Annotated in this window: 19 protein-coding genes (1 of these 19 cut by a window edge); 6 read left to right on the top strand and 13 right to left on the bottom strand. The window is 64.2% G+C overall.

Annotated elements, in window-relative coordinates:
• Positions 1–29: 29 nt before the first annotated feature.
• The 4 genes from hisS to NUX07_RS00660 all read left to right on the top strand — a co-directional run bounded on the left by hisS (position 30) and on the right by NUX07_RS00660 (position 3906).
• Positions 30–1265, top strand: coding sequence for a histidine--tRNA ligase (hisS, locus tag NUX07_RS00675; RefSeq protein ID WP_265528088.1), 1236 nt, complete (start codon positions 30–32; stop codon positions 1263–1265).
• The gene (gene prfA / locus NUX07_RS00670; RefSeq protein ID WP_265528087.1) at positions 1265–2338 is read left to right on the top strand and encodes a peptide chain release factor 1; all 1074 of its coding nucleotides are present in this window, start codon (positions 1265–1267) and stop codon (positions 2336–2338) included. Before hisS ends, prfA begins: the two co-directional genes overlap by 1 nt.
• Complete coding sequence (gene prmC, locus NUX07_RS00665) at positions 2335–3162, top strand: peptide chain release factor N(5)-glutamine methyltransferase (RefSeq protein WP_265528086.1); 828 nt, start codon at positions 2335–2337, stop codon at positions 3160–3162. The genes prfA and prmC overlap by 4 nt, the downstream gene beginning before the upstream one ends.
• Positions 3163–3384: 222 nt before the next feature.
• Positions 3385–3906: a DUF4167 domain-containing protein gene (locus NUX07_RS00660; RefSeq protein ID WP_265528085.1), complete on the top strand. Its 522-nt coding sequence runs from the start codon at positions 3385–3387 to the stop codon at positions 3904–3906.
• On the opposite strand, the gene NUX07_RS00655 is transcribed toward NUX07_RS00660, so the two are convergent.
• From NUX07_RS00655 to NUX07_RS00595, 13 genes are read right to left on the bottom strand one after another with little or no spacing between them, the layout of a single operon-like run.
• Positions 3903–4604, bottom strand: coding sequence for a prepilin peptidase (locus NUX07_RS00655; RefSeq protein WP_265528084.1), 702 nt, complete (start codon positions 4602–4604; stop codon positions 3903–3905). The genes NUX07_RS00660 and NUX07_RS00655 overlap by 4 nt on opposite strands.
• 35 nt (positions 4605–4639) lie before the next feature.
• Positions 4640–5341 (bottom strand): type II secretion system protein N, encoded by a 702-nt coding sequence (gspN, locus tag NUX07_RS00650; RefSeq protein ID WP_265528083.1) that lies wholly within the window; start codon positions 5339–5341, stop codon positions 4640–4642.
• Positions 5338–5793 carry a type II secretion system protein GspM gene (gspM, locus tag NUX07_RS00645; protein ID WP_265528082.1) on the bottom strand — a complete coding sequence of 152 codons (456 nt, stop codon included), beginning with the start codon at positions 5791–5793 and terminating at the stop codon, positions 5338–5340. Before gspM ends, gspN begins: the two co-directional genes overlap by 4 nt.
• Positions 5790–6878 (bottom strand): type II secretion system protein GspL, encoded by a 1089-nt coding sequence (gene gspL, locus NUX07_RS00640; protein ID WP_265528081.1) that lies wholly within the window; start codon positions 6876–6878, stop codon positions 5790–5792. The genes gspM and gspL overlap by 4 nt, the downstream gene beginning before the upstream one ends.
• Positions 6875–7840: a type II secretion system minor pseudopilin GspK gene (gene gspK / locus NUX07_RS00635; RefSeq protein ID WP_265528080.1), complete on the bottom strand. Its 966-nt coding sequence runs from the start codon at positions 7838–7840 to the stop codon at positions 6875–6877. Before gspK ends, gspL begins: the two co-directional genes overlap by 4 nt.
• Entirely contained in the window at positions 7837–8460 is a 624-nt protein-coding gene (locus NUX07_RS00630; RefSeq protein ID WP_265528079.1) for a type II secretion system protein GspJ, read from the bottom strand. The genes gspK and NUX07_RS00630 overlap by 4 nt, the downstream gene beginning before the upstream one ends.
• Positions 8457–8816, bottom strand: a complete 360-nt coding sequence (gene gspI, locus NUX07_RS00625) for a type II secretion system minor pseudopilin GspI (RefSeq protein WP_265528077.1) — start codon at positions 8814–8816, stop codon at positions 8457–8459. Before gspI ends, NUX07_RS00630 begins: the two co-directional genes overlap by 4 nt.
• The gene (locus NUX07_RS00620; protein WP_265528076.1) at positions 8813–9253 is read right to left on the bottom strand and encodes a GspH/FimT family protein; all 441 of its coding nucleotides are present in this window, start codon (positions 9251–9253) and stop codon (positions 8813–8815) included. Before NUX07_RS00620 ends, gspI begins: the two co-directional genes overlap by 4 nt.
• Before the next feature lie 9 nt (positions 9254–9262).
• Positions 9263–9715, bottom strand: coding sequence for a type II secretion system major pseudopilin GspG (gspG, locus tag NUX07_RS00615; RefSeq protein ID WP_265528075.1), 453 nt, complete (start codon positions 9713–9715; stop codon positions 9263–9265).
• Positions 9716–9718: 3 nt separating this feature from the next.
• The gene (gene gspF, locus NUX07_RS00610) at positions 9719–10948 is read right to left on the bottom strand and encodes a type II secretion system inner membrane protein GspF (protein ID WP_265528073.1); all 1230 of its coding nucleotides are present in this window, start codon (positions 10946–10948) and stop codon (positions 9719–9721) included.
• Positions 10938–12539 carry a type II secretion system ATPase GspE gene (gene gspE, locus NUX07_RS00605; RefSeq protein ID WP_407696153.1) on the bottom strand — a complete coding sequence of 534 codons (1602 nt, stop codon included), beginning with the start codon at positions 12537–12539 and terminating at the stop codon, positions 10938–10940. Before gspE ends, gspF begins: the two co-directional genes overlap by 11 nt.
• The gene (gene gspD / locus NUX07_RS00600) at positions 12539–14674 is read right to left on the bottom strand and encodes a type II secretion system secretin GspD (protein ID WP_265528072.1); all 2136 of its coding nucleotides are present in this window, start codon (positions 14672–14674) and stop codon (positions 12539–12541) included. Before gspD ends, gspE begins: the two co-directional genes overlap by 1 nt.
• An 8-nt stretch (positions 14675–14682) precedes the next feature.
• Positions 14683–15501 (bottom strand): type II secretion system protein N, encoded by an 819-nt coding sequence (locus NUX07_RS00595; RefSeq protein ID WP_265528071.1) that lies wholly within the window; start codon positions 15499–15501, stop codon positions 14683–14685.
• Between the two features lie 368 nt (positions 15502–15869).
• Between NUX07_RS00595 and NUX07_RS00590 the strand changes: the two genes are divergently transcribed.
• Together NUX07_RS00590 and NUX07_RS00585 are read left to right on the top strand one after the other, a co-directional pair.
• Positions 15870–17315 (top strand): DUF4139 domain-containing protein, encoded by a 1446-nt coding sequence (locus NUX07_RS00590; protein WP_265530715.1) that lies wholly within the window; start codon positions 15870–15872, stop codon positions 17313–17315.
• Positions 17316–17350: 35 nt separating this feature from the next.
• Positions 17351–18546, top strand: the 5' portion of a protein-coding gene (locus NUX07_RS00585) for a DUF4139 domain-containing protein (RefSeq protein WP_265528069.1). Its footprint extends 352 nt past the window's final position; 1196 of the gene's 1548 nt are visible here — the first part of the coding sequence; it begins with the start codon at positions 17351–17353; its stop codon lies off the right edge, out of view.

Here is an 18546-nt window from a genome sequence, read left to right as displayed (position 1 = left end):
CGGCGTTGCCCGCTAGGTGGCAGCAATTCATGAGCAAACCCGCGCCCTTGAGGCCCGTGAAGGGCATGCAGAGCATGTATGGCGAAGAAGCAGATCGCTTCGCATACGTCGTCGAGACGTTCGAGCGGGTGCGGCGGCTATATGGCTTCAAGCGCGTCGAAATGCCCGTACTCGAACAGACGGCGGTGTTCGCGCGCACAATGGGTGAGACATCCGATGTCGTCGGCAAGGAAATGTGGAGCCTTGAGAGCCGCTCGGAAGGCTCGCTTACGCTGCGCCCCGAGTTCACCGCCGGGATCGCCCGCGCGTTTTTATCGGAAGGCTGGCAGCAGCATGCGCCGATGAAGGTCGCGACGCACGGCCCCGCCTTTCGTTACGAGCGCCCGCAAAAGGGCCGCTACCGCCAGTTCAACCAGCTCGACGCCGAGGTCATCGGCAGCGATGATCCGCTTGCCGATGTCGAATTGCTCGCGTTCGGATCGCAGCTTCTTGCCGAGCTTGGCATCACGGGCGTGACGCTCAAACTCAACACGCTCGGCGACAGCGAAAGCCGCGAGGCCTGGCGCGCGGCGCTGGTCGAACATTTCTCGGCGCACCGCGATGAATTGAGCGAGGACAGCCAGGAGCGGCTGGAGAAAAATCCGCTGCGCATCCTCGACAGCAAGGATCCGCGTGACAGGCCTTTTGCCGACGATGCGCCGACCATGAGGCTGACGCCGCAGGCCGAGGACTTCTTTGACGCAGTGAAGGCCGGGCTCGACGCGTCGGGCATTGCCTACACGCTCGACCCGCACCTCGTGCGCGGGCTCGATTATTATCGCCATACCGCGTTCGAATTCGTCACCGATCAACTTGGCGCGCAGGGCACGGTGATTGCGGGCGGCCGTTATGACGGTCTGATCGAGGCGCTCGGCGGACCGCACACGCCCGCCGTCGGGTGGGCGGCAGGAATCGAGCGCTTGTCGATGCTGGTCGATAGCGACGCGGCTGACGCGCTCGACATCGCCATCCTTCCCATGGGTGATGCGGCCAAGGCCAAATCGCTCGACCTTGCCCAGACGTTGCGTCGCGGGGGCCGTTCGGTCGAGCTGCTTACTACCGGCAAGATGGGCAAACGCATGGGACGCGCCGACCAAGCCGGCGCGCGATTTGCGCTGATCGTGGGCGACGACGAGCTTCAAAAGGGCCGCGCACAATTGAAACATCTTAAGAGTGGCGAGCAGTCGGAAATCGATTTTGCCGACCTGGTGAAAGCAACAAGCTGATGGCGACCATTTCCGACGATAAGATCGCGGCAATTGAGGCGAAGAAGGCCGAGCTGTCCGAAGCCATGTCGGCAGGCGATCTCGATCCGCAGGACTTCGTACGGCTGTCCAAGGAATATGCCGAGATCGAGCCGGTCGCCGAGGTCGCCGCCGAAGTTCGCCGCCTGCGCGCCGAGCGCGAAAGCCTGACCGAAATGACGCGCGATGCCGACGAGGAAATGCGCGAGATGGCCGAGGAAGAGCTCGGGCAGATCAAGGCGCAACTGCCCAAGGTCGAGCGCAAGCTGGCGATCATGCTGCTGCCCAAGGACGATGCCGACGACAAGCCGGCGATGCTCGAAGTGCGCGCCGGCACGGGGGGCGATGAAGCGGCGCTGTTCGCAGGCGATCTCTTGCGCATGTACCAGCGCTACGCCGAAATCGAGGGTTGGAAGTTCGAATTGATCAGCGCGTCGGCATCCGATGTCGGTGGCTACAAGGAAGCGGTCGCCTCGGTGCAGGGCAAAGGCGTGTTTGCCAAATTGAAGTTTGAGAGCGGGGTGCACCGAGTGCAGCGCGTGCCTGCGACCGAAAGCGGCGGGCGCATCCATACGTCGGCGGCAACGGTTGCGGTGCTGCCCGAAGCCGAGGAAGTCGACGTCCAGATCGACGAAAAGGATCTGCGGATCGACGTCTTCCGCGCTTCGGGCCCCGGCGGCCAGTCGGTCAATACGACCGATAGCGCGGTTCGTATCACGCACGTGCCGACAGGCATCGTAGTGAGCCAGCAGGACGAAAAGTCGCAGCACAAGAACAAGGCCAAAGCCATGAAAGTGTTGCGTACGCGGCTATACGAGCATGAGCGCGCGATTGCCGATGCCGAGCGGGCCGGCGAGCGCAAGTCGATGGTCGGCTCGGGCGACCGGTCCGAGCGCATCCGCACTTATAATTTCCCGCAGGGGCGCGTCACCGATCACCGCATCAACCTGACACTGCACAAACTGGATGCGATCCTTGAAGGCAGCGGGCTTAGCGAACTGACCGAAGCGCTGATCAACGAAGACGAGGCGCAGCGCCTCGCCGGGCTGGAGTGAGCCAGCGGGCTCTCGATCGCGCTACCAACGAACTCAAGTCGGTAAGCGATACGCCGCGGCTCGACGCCGAGCTGTTGCTGGCGGCTGCGTTCGGGATCGGGCGCGACAGGCTGTTGCTCGATCCGCCGCAGGGCAAGGCCCCGCCTGCGTTCGAGGAGATGGTCAAGCGCCGCGTGAACGGCGAACCGATCGCCTATATCACCGGCCAGCGCGCGTTCTGGACGATCGATCTCGAAGTCGGGCCGGGGGTGCTTATTCCGCGTCCCGACAGCGAAACACTGATCGAGGCCGCGGTCGAGCATTTCGGAACCGAGCGCGCACCGGCGCGCGTCCTCGACCTTGGTACCGGACCGGGCACCTTGCTGCTGGCAGCGCTCGACCAATGGCCGGACGCAACGGGTATCGGCGTCGACGTGAGCGAAACCGCGCTGGACTATGCCCGGCGCAATGCCAAACGCATCGGGATTGACGGCCGGGCGCAGTGGCGCACGGGCGACTGGGCGGACGGTGTCGAGGGGCGCTTCGACCTCATCTTGTGCAATCCACCCTATGTTGCCGATGATGATTCTGAACTGGACGAAGATGTGCGCAAGTTCGAGCCCGCCGAAGCATTGTTCGCAGGGGCAGACGGGCTCGATCAGTACCGCCGTTTGATCCCGCAATTGCCGCCCTTGCTGGCTGATGGCGGCCTATGTGCCATTGAAATCGGTCATCGGCAGGGGCGCGACGTTGCAAAATTGCTCCAGGCGGAGGGTCAGATCACCGAATTGCGCCACGATCTTGGCGGGCGGCCCCGCGCAGTGTTGTTTCGGGGCAACGTTTAAAAAGCTTGGAATTGCAGGCCCCAGCCGTTAAGACTGGAAATCAGGGACGGGGCCGTTGGCCGAAAGAGCCGGACGTTCCCACTCCCTAATCCCGATCTGCTGTTTGCTGCTCGCGCCTGAAAAGCGCGAATTTGCACAGGAAAACAGGGAAATTGGCCGCTTAGCAAAGAAAGAGCGGCCCAGTCCGGCGCAGTGTAGTGCGTCGTTACAAGGGACGAAATTTTGATCAATAATCGTCAGAACCGTCGCCGCGGCCGCGGGGGGGCGCGCAACCAGGGCAATCGTCAGGACAATCGCCAGCGCGGCAATGCGACCCAGTTGCTCGACAAATACAAGGGCCTCGCACGCGATTCCCAGATGAGCGGCGATCGTGTCCAAGCCGAATATTACCTCCAGTTCGCGGATCATTATCACCGCGTGGTCGAGGAATATCAGGCCGAAAAGCAGTCCAAGCAGGACCAGCGTCAGCAAGCCCGCCAGAATGATGGCGAGCAGAAGCAGGACAACGATCCGCAGGCCAATGAAAAGCCAAAGCGCACGCGCAAGAAAGTCGAAGCCGGTGACGCCCCCAAGGGCGATGCAAAACGCAAGCGTAACGGTGCTCCGAAGGCGGACAAGGAAGACGACGCGATAACCGCTGACGTGCTGCCGCCCGCGATTGGCGCCGACGAGGCGGAAGAAGCGCCCAAGCCGCGCCGCCGTCGCAAGTCGTCGGATGATGGCGAAGCCGCGTCCGCCGCTTAGGCGACCAGCTGCCAACCGAACGTAAGGAAGCCGCCGACCGCAAGGCCGGCGCCGAGCGGATGTTGCGCTGCGCCGTCGCGCGCGCTCCCCCGCAGCAATACGATCGCCAGCAGGCCGGCGCTGCCGACCAGCAGCGCGACCGGCAATAATTGCCATCCGATCCAGCAGCCGATGGCGCCGAACAGCTTGGGGTCGCCCGATCCCATCCCGTCGTGACCGCGGGTCTTGCGATAAAGATACGCGATCAGCCCCAGGCTCGCCGCGCCGACGAAGCCGCCGAGCGCCCGGTCGAACAGGCTCAATTCATTGGCGAAGCCAGCGAAGGCCAGCCCGATAAGCGCAAGCAGCGCGGTCAATCGGTCCGGCAGCCATAGATGGCGCACATCGAGAATGAAGAGTGGCAAAAGAAGCCAACCCATCACGGCCAGGAGCAGCCCGGCGATCGTTGGCAGCAATCCCAAGGCGATGGCACCGATGACGCCGGCGGTCAGCTCGACTTGGAAGTGGAAGCGGTCGATTGGCGCGTTGCAGTGTCGGCACCTGCCGCGCAGTGCTAAATAGCTTAGAAGCGGTACGAGTTCGATCGCGCCCAGCTGCTTGGCGCAACTGTCGCAGGCTGAACGACCCCTTAGGCTTTTCGCTTCGGGCCAGCGCAGCACCAAGGTCGCAATGAAGCTGCCGAAAATTGCACCGGCCACGAAGCCCAGCGGGCTTGCCAGCCATGGTTCGGCGATCAGCGCAGCGTTCCTTGATGCGTCAACCGCAGCGTCGACCCATCGAGCGTAAAGCCCGCGAGGGCCAGCCCCGAGGCCACCAGAGGCGGCGCATTCGCGATGGCCAGCTGGGCCTCGTAACCGCCTTCACGGTTGACGATCAGCGTAAGCGTTTCGCTACCACCGGAAAGATCGGCTTGGAGGCGGCCATCGCTCGTGCAGCTCAACGGCCCGGACAGGTTGCGAGACAGACCAAGAAGGCCGAGCGAGGCTTCGGCGGCTAGCGTGCCGCTGGCTTCGACGCAGCGTTCTTCGTCGAACAAAATGGTTGCCTCTGTGAGGATGAGACGATCGACGGGCAACGGCGCCATCAAGGTCGCGACCCCAATGCTGCCATTCATGTCGCGGACGCCCTGGCTATCATCATCCAGCGCGAGCGTGCCGATCAGCGGTCCGTCGAGCCCGCCGATGCGTTCGATCGCGACATCCGCGCTGCCCGTCAGGAGCGACAGCGGGCGCAGCGCTACATCGAAGGTGCCGAGCCGTTCTTCGCCCAGCATGGCGTCGCCGACGCGCCCATTCCAGACGCTTCCCCCGACCTGCCGCGCCGACAGCAGGCTTTGCTTGCTCATGCTCATGTCCATCGCCACGTGGAGCGGGAACATGGCGATCAGGCCGATCAGGAAGATCGCGGCCCCGAAGAGCCACCAGCGTAATTTCATGGGGTCGGCTCCATAATCGTGGCGCTCATCGATACGCCGCCCGCTTCGCCCGGCGTGATCTGCACATTGTTGAGAACCAGGCCAACGGCCTCGAGCTCGGACAGCCAGCCGAGCAGCGCCTGACCGTTGGCTTGCGCGATTGCGATCCGCGCCTGACCCGGGGCCTCGAGCGCATTGACGGTGAGCGAAAAGCCGCGCTGGCTCGCTTGCGTGTCGAGATAGTCGATCAGCGAGACGGCGATGCCTTCGCCCGTCGCCGGTGCGGGATTGGCGAGCGCTTCGACGCGGACATGCCGGTCAAGCGCCAGAAGATAGTCGGCGCGTGCCTCTTCCTTGGCATCGAGCAGCGGGGTCACCACGAGCAGCCAGCCCAGAACCGGGATGGCCACCGCCATCATGACCATCAGCATCAGCCGCTCGCGCGGCGTGCGAGAAAACCACCATTCCTTCATCGACCGCTCCGCATCGTCAAATCGACGATCTGGCGTCCATCATCAGATGGGCGATTGCTTGCCGTTATGCTCCAGCCCGCGCGCTGGAGACCGATCAGGACGGCGTTGGCGGCATTGGCGTCGGGCGCCACAAGGGTCGCCGATACCATCCCCGAGGAATCAGTGCCCAAAGTCTGAAGTTTGACGAGCCCGGCGGCTTCGACCTGCGCGATCAGCGCCGACATCGCATTGCCCGCAGCACCTGGGACCGCATTTCCCATCAGCGCGCTCTCGGCTTCCTGTGCCCCCACCTCGCGCCCGAGCGCTGCCGTGGCGATCGCCGCGGTCTCGGCATCCAGCTCGGCGGCCGCGTTGTTGAGCCTGACGATCTGGACGACCTGGATCGCAATCGCGACCAGCGCGATGAGCCCGGCCAAGATCGCGATCTGGCGCACAAGGCTAGCGTCGGGGCGCCAAGCGGTTTTCCACGCATAATCGCCCTGCCTGAGGTCGAGCGTCGGCTCCATCGCCTCGCGCACGATGCGATCGTCGAGCTGGCCGGGGTCGATCGTATCGACGAATTCGTCCCCCACCAGCGCCTGCGCCATGGCGGCATCGTCTTCAAATGCGATCGCATCGCGGCCGATGAGATGATGCCCGCCAATCTTGGCTTCGTGCCAGTTGCCATCTGTGGGGAGCAACAGCGCAGCGGGGATGATCTGGCGCGGGTTGGTGCCGTGGGCTGCGGCCCAGCCCAGCCAAGCGTCCATTTTGGCGCGGTCGACCAATGCCAGCGCGTAGCGTCCATCGGACGTCGGCTTGTCACCCGCCGCGCTGTGCAGCGTCTCGGCACCGCCGATGGCATCTTCTGCCATCGCCAGTCGCGCCGCCGCGCGCGCCTGCGGATCCTCGAGGTCGGCTTCGAGCCGCGTGCGTACGTCGCCCGCCGGGGCAATCGCAGTGAGGATGGTATCGTCATCGATGCGCTCAAGCCAGCCGGTATCGTGACCCTTGGTGACGAGTGCGCCGTCTTGCGCTGCCCACCACGCGCAGGCAGCATCGGGTTCGAGAGGATCGCCGGGCAGCAGGATGATCAGGTGGTTCACGCGCCATCCCCCCAGCGTCGCCAGACACGCCGGGCGTGGCCGTCTTCGATTGCGATGAGCGCGCGTTGCCGCACCATGAGGTCTCCCGTGTCCACCGCCGTATCGAGCGTGAAGAAACGCGTGTCGACCCGCAATTGTTCGGTCGCCTGGCGCGAAACGTTCACTCCGCCAAGGAGGCCGTCATTCCAGAAATTGTAGACGCTGCCATAACCCGATGCGGGCCGCCCCGCCAGATGCGCGTGCGCCTGGCCGATACTGATCTGTTCGGGGGCGAGCATGGCGATCAGCGGCGCCTGTTCGGGCTGCAGCGTTTCGACATTGAGGCCGGTCAAATCGTGATCGGGCAGCGCACATACCCACGGCTGGAGCAAGCGGTACGTGTCGGCGTCGACGCCATCGATGCGCGACAATTCGGTGACCGATACCATCGCGCGATCGGGCACCGCGCCGACCCCGTCGCTATCGAGCGCGCGTTCGTTGCCAAAGGGCGAGGGCAGGCGGTCGGTGTCGATATAATCGGCGCTCGATTCAGCGATCCGCCGTGCCTCTCCGGTGCCGAGACCAAGCAGCACCAGCAGATTGGTGAACTGGTCGATACTACGCCGCGAACGGATCAGGCGTCCGCCATCTCGTTCTTCGACGAGGCTGTTGAGATTGAAACAGTTGCCACCATCGCGCAGCGTCGCCTGGACGGCCATGCCGTCGGGCAATGCGATCGTTCGTTCGACACCCAGAACGCTGTTGAGCGCTGCTCCCGCATCGGCGGCCTGTCCTTCAAGTTGGCTTACGGCGAGATCTTCCGCCATCGCTAACCATTGGCGCGCCTGCGCAGCGCTGGCCGCATTTCCGGCGAGCCGGGTGGCGAGGCCGAGCCGGTCCATTGCGGTGGCCGAGATCGCCGCCATGACGGCGACCAGAAGCAGCACGGAAAGAAGCGCCGTACCGCGCTCGCCCGGCTTCATGTCCGCTCACCTTGTGCGGGCGCATCGGGTGTCAGCTGTTGGGGCGTGCGAGTGGATGCGGGTAAGTCGATGATCAGTTCAAGTGGCAGCCCGTCGACCGTCACATCGATCCGAACCGCCAGCGGCAACGGCACATCGCTGCCATCGGGCCATGCCGCGACCCAGCCGCCCGAGGCATTGCGATAGCTGAGCGCGAAGCCGTCGATCTCGCGGATCAACGCGGCATCGAGCACCGGGTCGTCAACGCCGTCGAGGCGGCCGAACTGGCGCCGCGTAAGGTCGCCGCTCGCCGAGGTCCAGGCGATCCGCGCGATGCTTGGCGCGGGATCGTCGCTGACCGGCTCGAAGCCGCCGCGAACGAAGCGCATTTCGTTCGCCGTGCCGACGAAGGCGGGGCGATCGCTGCCGTCGCCTGCGCGCGTCGGGCGATTGAGCGCCTGGCCCAGATCGGCGGCGAGCAGGAGGCGCAGCCGCTCCGCCGAAGACAAAGTGGTCAGCTGTTGCTCGACGGCAAGCTGGGTGTTCGCACTGCCGCGCAGCAACATGACGCCCGCCGCGGACAGGATCGCGAAGATCGCAAGCGCGACCATCATTTCGATCAGGGTGAAGCCGTTCTTCATCCGCCGTTGCGCCGCACCAGCATCAGGCTTGCGCTCGGCCCGCCCGACGCGGGCTGCGCGGTCAGGCTGACCTGGACGAAACGCGGATCGGGCGTCGCCGCTACATTTCGGACGACGACGAATTCGACCCCCGCATTCTGCGCTCCATACGTGTCCTCGCCGGTGTCCAGCGTGCCCGGATCGGAGCGCAGTAATGCCGCTTCGTTCTCCACCACCAGCCGCGACAGGCTGTTGTCGCGCAGATTCGCAGCCGTCCCGATGGCAAAGGCATCGAGCCGCGCCAACGCCAGCGCCGCGATGGCAAAAAGGCTCAGAGCCACAAGCATTTCAATCAGGGTGAACCCGTTGCGCCTCATAGCGCCTTCACATCGCCATTGGCGGCGATTTCGACCGCAGCGTTGTTTTCGCCATCGGTGAGATCGATGCGCGCGGGCGTCGAAGGCATGCCGACATTGTCGAAGCGCAGCTGGATGCGCGGCGACCCGCCGGTCTGGGCTACGACGCCGCTTCGCCAGTTCACGGCGGCCGCGAATGGCGCGGTTTCTAGCGGGACCCAGGCGCCCTCTTCGCGCACTTCAAAACCGTAGCCGGACGGCTGTACCCACAATCCCGCGGGTCGCCCTTCGAGGATGGCACGGTCGCGCAGCGCGGCGACCTTTCCCGCAAAAGCCGTCGCCTCGCCGCGTACCCGGTCATCTCCTGTCGGTAGCGTCAGCGCGACAGCGCCCGCGGCAAGGCCGAGGATGACCAGCACGACGAGCAGTTCGACGAGGGTGAAGCCGTTTCGCGGCATGGAGTCTCCCTAGCTGTCGCTCGAGGAGATATCGGCGGCATCGCCTTCGCCGCCCGGCGCACCATCGGATCCGAGCGAAACGATTTCGAACGCGCTGCCATCGCGGCCCGGCATCGCATATTGGTACGGACGTCCCCACGGATCGTTGGGCAGCGTCTTGATGTATCCGCCCTGGCGATAACGGGCGGGCTGCGCGAGACCTGCGGGCGGGCTCACCAGCGCTTCGAGGCCGTCGGCAGCGCTGGGGTAGGTCATATTGTCGAGGCGATACATCTCGAGCGCCTGTTCCAGCGTGCTGATGTCGGTTTGCGCCTTGGTGGCGTTGGCGCGATCAAGGCTCGGCAGGACGTTGATGACGACCACGGTGCCAAGCAGCCCGATGATGACGATCACGACCATCAGTTCGACGAGGGTGAAGCCGTTCTTTTTGGGCTTTTTCTTTTGCGGATTTGGCTTGGTCATTGGTCAGGCTCCGATAAGCGACTGGAGTTGCAGGATGGGCATCAGGATGGCGAGCACGATAGTCGCAACGACCGCGCCCATGATGATGATAATGGCGGGTTCGAGCAGGCTGAGCACACTCGACGTGAAAGTGTCGAACTCGCGTTCGAGATAATCGGCGGCTTGCCCCAGCATCTCGCCGAGCTGGCCCGCGCTTTCGCCCGAGGCCGCGAGATGCACGAGGAGCGGCGGGAACAGGCCCGAGCGTCGCAGCGCCCCCGACAGGCTACCGCCGCCGCGAATTTCGGTGACCATCTGCTGGATGGCGGCGCGCTGGGCGCGGTTCTTGACCGTCGGCGCGGTCAGCTGGAGCCCGTCGACCAGCGGCAGGCGCGCGTCGACCATGGTGGCGAGCGTGCGCGCGATGCGCGCTGCATTGAGGTCGCGCAGAAGGCGTCCGAACAAGGGCAGGCGCAGCAGCCAGCGATCGAACGCGAGGCGGCGCCCTTCATTGCGCAGCGCGGCGATCAAGCCGCCGATGGCCGCTGCGATGACAATCGCGAGTAGCCACCACCAGGCGGCGAGAAATTCGCTGATCGCGATGACGACGCGGGTGAGGAGCGGCAATTGTTGGCCGACATCCTGGAATTGTTCGACCACCTTGGGCACCACCGCGATCATCAAGGCAGCGACGACGCCGATGGCGACGATGGTGAGCACCGCAGGGTAGGCCAGCGCGCTTACCAGCTTGCCGCGCATCGCCGCCTGCCGTTCGAGCAGGTTGGCTACGCGTTCCAGCTGTTGGGGCAGCGTACCCGAGCGTTCGCCCGAGGCCACCATGGCGCGGTAAAGCGGGTCGAAGCTTTTGGGTTCGAGCGCCATCGCGTCGGCCAGGCGGCGGCCTTCGACCACGCCGTCGGCGACCTTCGTCACGATCGCCTTGGCATGATCCTTCTCGCTCTGCCGGGCGATCGTGCGCAGCGCCTCCTCGACGGGCGACACCTTGATCAGCGTCGTCAACTGGCGCGTGAACAAGGTGCGCTGCTTGGCACTGAGCCTGGGCGTGCGGTCGATCAGGCTGCCGGCTTTGCGCCCCGGTGCGTTCGCATCGTTGGCCACCGGCGTGACGCTGACGGCCTGCAACTTGCGCGTCGCCAATCGCGCGCGTGCATCATCGGCCGTGCCCGCTTGCACCTTGCCGCGTTTCTCCCGACCCTTGGGATCGACGGCGAGATAGGCGAAATCAGGCGGCATCGACCTCGTCTTCGGCCTCGTGGCGCGAAATCCGGATGGCCTCTTCGGGCGTCGTTTCGCCCGCACGCACCAGCGCCCGCGCGGCCGAACCAAGGTTCGGGCTGTTGAGGAAGGCGTGCCGCGCGATGACTGCTTCATCACCGCCATCGGAAATCAGCCGGCGGATGGTCGGGTCGACCTTGACTGCTTCGAAAACGCCGATGCGGCCCTTGAAGCCGGTGCGCCCGCAAGCATCGCAGCCTGCCGCACGGTAGATGGTTTCGCCTTCATCGAAACCGAGGAGCGCCGCGACGCCGCGATCAGCGGGCACTTCTTCGCGGCATTCATGGCACAGGCGGCGGACCAGCCGCTGCGCAATCACCGCGCGCAAGGACGAGGCGATCAGGAAGGGCTCGATCCGCATATCGCGCAGGCGCGTGATCGCGCCGATGGCGTCATTGGTATGGACGGTCGACAAGACGAGGTGACCGGTGAGCGAGGACTGGATGGCGATATCGGCGGTTTCGCGGTCGCGAATTTCGCCGACCATCACGACATCGGGATCCTGGCGCAGGATTGCGCGCAATCCATTGGCGAAGGTCATGCCAACCTTGCTGTCGACCTGCGTCTGGCCGATGCCGTCGATCGCATATTCGACCGGGTCTTCGACGGTCAGGATATTTCGCTCGCCATCGTTGAGCTGCTGGAGGCAGGCGTAGAGCGTCGTCGTCTTGCCCGAGCCGGTCGGGCCGGTAACGAGGATGATGCCGTTGGGTTCGGATAGCGCTTCGCGCAGTACCTTGTCGGCAACGCCCGAAATGCCCAGCACATCCATCGACAGGCCGGCTTGATCCTTGTCGAGAATACGCATGACCACCCGCTCCCCGCCGCGGCTGGGCAGTGTGGAAACACGCACATCGAGCTGCTTGCCGCCAAGCTTGAGGCTGATGCGACCGTCCTGCGGCACGCGCCGCTCGGCAATGTCGAGCCGCGCCATGACCTTGATACGGCTGACCACCACCGGGGCGACGTGCGCGGGCATGCGCAGATGTTCCTTGAGCACACCGTCGACGCGCAGCCGCACGACCAGCGCCTGCTCGTAAGGCTCGATATGGATGTCGGAGACACCAAGGCGCACAGCTTCTGCGATGATGCCGTTGATGAGGCGAATGGCCGGAGCATCGTCGGCGCTTTCGAGGAGGTCTTCGGCGGTGGGAATACCGTCGGCCAGCGCATCGAGGTCGCTGCCGCCAATCTCGCCGGCCAGCGCGCCCGCGCCATCGACCGCGTAGCGGGTCGACAGCAGGCGGTTGAATTCGCCGTCGTTGACGAAGTCGACATCGAAGCTGCGATTGAGGTGGCGGCGCACTTCGACGAGCACCGTCGGATCGGCGTCTTCGCGGATTGCAACGGTCAGCTTCTCGCCATCTTCAGGCTTGATAACGACGCCGTTTTCGCGCGCGAAATTATAGGGAATGTCGAGCAGCTGGCTCGCCGGATGATCGCCGATTGCGGGCGCGGCCAGCACGACCTTTTCGCGCGCTGCGGGATCGCCGAACTTCAGCTCGCCCGGTTCATCGATCGGATCCTTGTTGCCGCGACGGATGATCATCATTGCATGTCCTCCTCAGGCTGCGGGGCGGGTGCGACGGGTACGGTCTGGACAGGGCGAACAACCATGTCGCCCGGGGCCAGCGGCAACGGCGCCGGTGGGGTGGTGCCAAGATAATCGCGCACGAGGCTGTCGATCGACGGTTCGACATTTGGATTGCGGGCCAGCTGCGCGCCGCGAATATAGCCGTAGCGTTGCGCCGTATGCGCCAACGCCTCTTCGCGCGTGCGGATGATGGTCGGGCGAATGAAGACCATGAGGTTGGTCTTCGACCGCGAACGCGATCGCGATTTGAACAGTTCGCCGAGGATCGGGATGTCGCCCAGTAGTGGGATCTTCTCGATCGTGGCGCGCTCGTTGTCGTCGAGCAGGCCGCCGATGGCGAGGATGTCGCCGTCGTCCACCGTCAGGACGGTCTTGAATTCGCGCTTGTTGATGATGAGATCGGCCGAACCGCGGGCCACGGGGCCAGCGACCGACGAGACTTCCTGGCGCAGGAACAACTTGATCGACCCAGAAGAATTGATCTGTGGTTTGACATCGAGCTGGATGCCGACATTTTGCCGTTCGACCGTGCGAAAAGCGTTGTCGAAATTGTCCGACAGCGCTTCGCCCGTGGTGATCGGCACCTCCTGCCCGACCAGCATCTGCGCTTCCTGGTTGTCCAATGTCATGATCGAAGGTGTGGAGAGCACATTGCTTTCGGTGTCGGACTGGACGGCGTTGATGATGGCGCCAAACACCGCATCGCCGACCGTCGTCAGTCCGCCGGTGATGAGACCGGTGGTGTTGAGCACCGAGCCGACGGCGACGTCGGTGATCGTGTCGCCCAGCGGGCTGTCGAAGGTCGAGGTAACGACGCCATCGTCGCTGACCGCGGTTTCGCGGCTGAGTTCGTAATTGGCGATCGCGCCCCCGACCGCGAGAATGTTGGGCTGGGCGTTCGAATAGTTGGTCGCCGAGAAAGGCCCATTCTCGCTGCCGAGCAGGAACTGGACGCCCAACTGCTTGGCGGCGTTGTTGCCAATCTCGACGATGATCGCCTCGACCAGCACCTGTTCGCGGCGCGTATCGAGCTGACGGATGACTTCGCCGACCTGGCGCTGCACGTCGGCGTTGGCGGCAATCACGAGCGCGTTGGTGCCGGGATAGCGCGTGACGACCTTAGGGCCGTAGCGCACGATCCCGTTATTCTGCGCGCTGCCGCCCATGGCCTGCGCGGGGGCCGGTGCTGGTGCGCGAATGGTGCCTTCCTCGCCAATATCCTGCCGGATGAATGCAGGCTCGCTCGACACGGCGGTCACAGGCTGGCCGAGCAATTGCTGGAGCACGGGGAGGAGTTGTTCGGCGTCGGCATGTTCCAGCCAGTAGACGCGGATTTCGCTGCCACCCTGCGCGGCTTCATCGAGCCGCCGTGCGATTGCGGCGAAGCGCGCCACCGCGTCGACCTGCCCGCGCAAGAGAAGCGCGTTCGAGCTGTCGATCGCGCTGACGGTTACCGGCGCCCCCTGCCCATCGCCGCCGCCGATGATCTGCGTTAGCGAGGTTGCAATCTCGCGCGCGCCGCTATTCCTGAGGTAGACGATATCGCTCGCCGTATTGTCGATATCGATCCGCTGCAGCAACGCGCGGATGCGCCCGATATTGTCGGCAAAATCAACCACGACCAGGCTATTGGCGTTGCGGTTCGCGGTGATCGAGCCTTGCGGGCTGATCAGCGGGCGCAGCGTTTCCACCGCGCCCGCCGCGTCGGTGGTGCGCAGCCGGAAGATCTCGGTAACGAACTGGTTGCCGACATTGGAACCCTGCGACACGCGGCTGGGTTCGCTCGCCGCGCCCTGCACCGGCTGGATACGATAGCCGCCCTGGATGGGGATCGCGACGAGACCGTTGGCGCGCAGCGTCGACAAAAACACCTCGAAATATTCCGACCGCGACAGGGGCCGCGTGGTGGTCACGCTGATCTTCTGGTTGACCCGCCCATCGACGATGAAGGTCAGCCCCGTCACCTGCGCCGCATCGTCTACAAAGGCGCGTACGTCGGCATCGCGCATGTTGATCGTATATTGGGCGCTCGCCATGGCCGGAGCCATCGCAAGGGCGAGCGCGCTCAACAGAATTGTGGTCTTCTTCATGCGACTTCCTACTGGGGGATGGTTACGACGACGGGCAGCATGTCGGCGCCGCGCTCGACCCCAAGGGTCAGGCGCGCACCGGGGCGAAGCTCGCGCCGGAGTTGTTCGAGGTCGGACGCGTCGGTGACAGACACGCCGTTGATCTGGACGATGACATCGCTGGGGCGCAGGCCGAGCGAGCTGAACATCGCGCTGTCGGGGCCCGGCGCGACATTGATGCCGGTCACCGCATTGCCGCGCATGCGCGGCGTCAGCCGCACCGCCTGATCCAGCGTTGCGGCACTCACCGTTGGGGCATTGTTCGCAGCAGCGGCGGCTGGCGCCGTGTCCGGAGCGACGAGCGATGTCGGCTGCGATTCATCGAGATAGAGCCGCTCTTCGATCCCGCCTCGGTCGATGACGACATGGTCGAAGGCAACGGCGGCGAGGACCGCGCCGGGAATGATTTCCCGACCGACCTGCACGTTGATCTGTTGGCCATCAGGCGTCCCAATTATTGCGGCGCCGCTGCCTGATCCAAGGTTCTGCCGGATGCCGAACAATTCGAGATCGAGGCTGGTAACATTGCTCGTGGCCATGGAGGTGGCGCCGCCATCGAACGGATCGACCCCGCCCAGCAGCACGCTGCGGATCGCGGGTGCCGGCACCTGGCCGGGCGCCATCTTGTAATCGCCAAGCGGGAAGACTGGAGTAATGCTGACCCACAACAGCCGCGCCAGTAACACGGCAAGGATGGCAATGAGCAGGGTGCGCAGGGCAAGCGGTGCCCACACCGCAAACGGCACCCTTTCCCCGAACGGGAATTGTCGAATAACGACCCAGCCCATGATTCCCCAATGCTTCGCCTAGAACACAGGCTTGAGTGACCTATGTGACGAAGTAAAGACTAAATTGTGACAGAAAAATTGCACGTAAGGCCATGTGTCAAATCTGACACAAGATTCTGTGAACAAATGGAAATTTTCTATCCGCATATGCGGACATCGAATGATCGTAGCGATTTCATGGCGTGTCGCAACCAATGACATGCAGTTGCACGAGAACCGCGAAGCGCGTCGCAGCGATAGGCTGGTATATGAGAGCACGCGGCCATTTCCCGCTCACCCGTGGTTCATCGGTTATTGACATGATACATGACGGCGTCAGGCTGTTTCGCCTCAGAAGGGGAATATCCGTGCGTTTTAAAAAGGGCATCATGATCGCGGCGTTTGCAGTGTTGGCAGCGCCAGCAAGCGCACAGGATGAAAGTGCGCAAGGCGATGTCTCGCTGACAATCTACAATGGAAATGTCGCGCTGGTGAGCGATGTTCGGCAACTGTCGTTCCCCGCAGGTCGCAGCCGTCAGGAGTTTCCCGATGTTTCGGCGCAGATCAGGGCCGAGACGGTCAGTTTTGCCGCGCCCGGTACCGCGATCGTCGAACAGAATTTCGACTATGACCTGCTGACCCCGCGCAAGCTGATCGAGAAGGCGGTGGGCCAGACCATCACCATCGTTCGCATCAATCCGGCAACGGGCGGGGAAACGCGCGAACGCGCCACCGTACTGAGCGCCAATCAGGGCGTCGTCCTGCAGATTGGCGATCGCATCGAGATACTGCGCGACGACAATCTCCCCACGCGGGTGATCTTCGACCGCGTCCCACCCAACCTACGCGCTCGCCCGACCTTGTCGGTGACGGTGGAAAGCGACCGTTCAGGACGCCGCCCGACGCAGATCCGGTACCTCACGCCGGGCCTTGGCTGGAGCGCCGATTATGTCGCCTTGTTCGACGAGCGCGCCAACGCGATCGACGTGCAGGGCTGGATCACGCTCACCAACAATACGGGCACCACCTTCCATAACGCCAATGTGCTGATGGTGGCGGGCGACATGAACCAGAACGAGCAGATGCGACGCGGGATGCCGCGCTCCAACCCCGGGCGCCCGGGCACCGAAGCGGGTGATCGAGAGCGGCTCGGTGACTTCTATCTCTACCCGCTCGAAAACCGCACGACGGTCGCCAACGCGCAGACCAAGCAGGTCAGTTTCCTCGATGTGCAGGGCGCGCGCGCCGAAAAACGATACGAATTTACGGTGCCGTGGCGGATGAGCATGGACCAGCCGCAGAGCGCCTTTTCGGTCATCAAGTTCGACAACAGCTCAAGCGGCGGGTTGGGCGACCAGCTTCCTGCCGGGACGGTGCGCGTCTATATGCGCGACACGCAAGGCCAACCCCAATTCATTGGCGCCAGCCAGATCGACCACACGCCGATGGGCAGCGAACTAGCGCTACGCACCGGCGAAGCGTTCGACGTCCAGGTGCAAAGCCAGGTGGTCAGCCGCGAGGTCATCTCGTCGGACGAATGGGAGACCTATCGCCGCTACCGTATTCATGAAGATGGGCAGGTGCGCGAAATCCGCGTCGATCGCACGCTGCGCTACTACAAGACCACGATGCGCTACACGATCACGAATGCGCGGCCCGAGGCCGTCACCGTCGACCTGTTGCAGGCGGGCCTAGGCGGCTGGTGGCGCGATGTCCGCATCGTCAACGAGTCGCTCCCGGGGACGCAGCGCAATGTCGACCAGCGGCTCTATGAAGTGCCCGTCGCGGCCGAGGGAGAGACGGTGCTGACCGTCACCTACGCGACCCCGTTCTAATGCGCCTTGCCGCTCTTTTAGCCTTGATACCCGCAGTGGCGGGCGCGCAACCCGTCGTGGTGTCGCCGCAGGCCGAGGACGTGTCGGTCGCGATCTATCGCAACAATGATCGCGAACCGGGCGAGGCCATGAACGCGAACTGGCTGGGGGGCTTCGCGCTCGTCACCGAGACGCGCACGATCACTATTCCGGCAGGGCCGGCGGACGTGCGGTTCGAAGGCGTGGCGGGCAACATTTTTCCGCAAAGCGTCATCCTGTCGGGATTGCCGGGCCTGCCCGACGAAAAGAATTATGATGCCCGCGTTCTGACCCCTGGCGCGCTACTTGGCGGCGCGCTTGGCCAGCAGGTGTCGATCCGCCGCACCAACCCGGTGACGGGCGAAGCGACCGTCGAGGAAGCCATCATCCGAGCGGGGCCGGACGATGTCGTGCTGCAAACTGTGGCAGGGTTCGAGGCCTATCAGTGCACGGGGCTTAACGAGACCATCATCTATAACGAGATTCCCGCGGGCCTGTCGGCGAAACCGGCCCTGTCGATCCGCACTAACCTGCCCGCGCCCGTGACGGCGCGTGTCCAGCTCTCTTATTTGGCGAGCCAGTTCGACTGGGATGCCAATTATGTGGTGCAGCTCGATCCCGATGGCGAAACGATGAGCCTGTTCGCGTGGATGACCGTGGGTAACCTCAACAGCGAGAGTTTCGAGGGCGCGGAATTGCTGGCCGTGGCGGGCGAACCCAATCGCGAGGACGAGCGGTCGCCGGGCGTGAGCGCGCCGTCGATCCGGCTCAACTGTTTTCCGAAGCTGGCGCCTCCGCCACCCCCGCCGCCTCCGCCGCCTCCCGGTACACAGACTTGCCCCGATGGGTCAGTCATACTTGCCAACGAGGCCTGCGTCCCGGCACCGCCGCCGCCGGCAACGATGATGGAGTCTGCGGATATCATGGTCACCGGGTCACGCGTCGCAATGCAGGCGCGGCAGGAAGATCTCGCTGATCTTAAACTGTATCGTGTGCCCGAACGCGTGACGGTCGCGGCGAGCGGGCAGAAGCAGATCGCGTTCCTCACCAAGAGCGAGGTCGATGTCGAGCGAGTGCATCGCTTTCGTCTCAATGGACTGACCTGGGACGAAGAGCGTTCGAGCGCCTCGATTGTCCTGCGCAGCCAGAATCTCAAGAAGGAGGGGCTCGGCGAGCCGCTTCCTGCCGGCAATGTCGTCATCTTCGAACCCGC

Origin of the sequence: Sphingomicrobium marinum (assembly GCF_026157105.1) — a bacterium.
In the GTDB taxonomy this organism is placed as follows: domain Bacteria; phylum Pseudomonadota; class Alphaproteobacteria; order Sphingomonadales; family Sphingomonadaceae; genus Sphingomicrobium; species Sphingomicrobium marinum.
Note: the sequence above shows the minus strand (reverse complement) of the source record. Positions and strands in the feature narration are given on the sequence as shown.

Bases quoted from the DNA above. Each gene is read 5' to 3' on its own strand.
- hisS (WP_265528088.1), top strand. From the start codon at position 30: ATGAGCAAACCCGCGCCCTTGAGGCCCGTGAAGGGCATGCAGAGCATG.
- prfA (WP_265528087.1), top strand. From the start codon at position 1,265: ATGGCGACCATTTCCGACGATAAGATCGCGGCAATTGAGGCGAAGAAG.
- gspN (WP_265528083.1), bottom strand. From the start codon at position 5,341: ATGAAATTACGCTGGTGGCTCTTCGGGGCCGCGATCTTCCTGATCGGC.
- gspM (WP_265528082.1), bottom strand. From the start codon at position 5,793: ATGAAGGAATGGTGGTTTTCTCGCACGCCGCGCGAGCGGCTGATGCTG.
- gspK (WP_265528080.1), bottom strand. From the start codon at position 7,840: ATGAAGCCGGGCGAGCGCGGTACGGCGCTTCTTTCCGTGCTGCTTCTG.
- NUX07_RS00630 (WP_265528079.1), bottom strand. From the start codon at position 8,460: ATGAAGAACGGCTTCACCCTGATCGAAATGATGGTCGCGCTTGCGATC.
- gspI (WP_265528077.1), bottom strand. From the start codon at position 8,816: ATGAGGCGCAACGGGTTCACCCTGATTGAAATGCTTGTGGCTCTGAGC.
- NUX07_RS00620 (WP_265528076.1), bottom strand. From the start codon at position 9,253: ATGCCGCGAAACGGCTTCACCCTCGTCGAACTGCTCGTCGTGCTGGTC.
- gspG (WP_265528075.1), bottom strand. From the start codon at position 9,715: ATGACCAAGCCAAATCCGCAAAAGAAAAAGCCCAAAAAGAACGGCTTC.
- gspF (WP_265528073.1), bottom strand. From the start codon at position 10,948: ATGCCGCCTGATTTCGCCTATCTCGCCGTCGATCCCAAGGGTCGGGAG.
- gspE (WP_407696153.1), bottom strand. From the start codon at position 12,539: ATGATCATCCGTCGCGGCAACAAGGATCCGATCGATGAACCGGGCGAG.
- gspD (WP_265528072.1), bottom strand. From the start codon at position 14,674: ATGAAGAAGACCACAATTCTGTTGAGCGCGCTCGCCCTTGCGATGGCT.
- NUX07_RS00595 (WP_265528071.1), bottom strand. From the start codon at position 15,501: ATGGGCTGGGTCGTTATTCGACAATTCCCGTTCGGGGAAAGGGTGCCG.
- NUX07_RS00590 (WP_265530715.1), top strand. From the start codon at position 15,870: ATGATCGCGGCGTTTGCAGTGTTGGCAGCGCCAGCAAGCGCACAGGAT.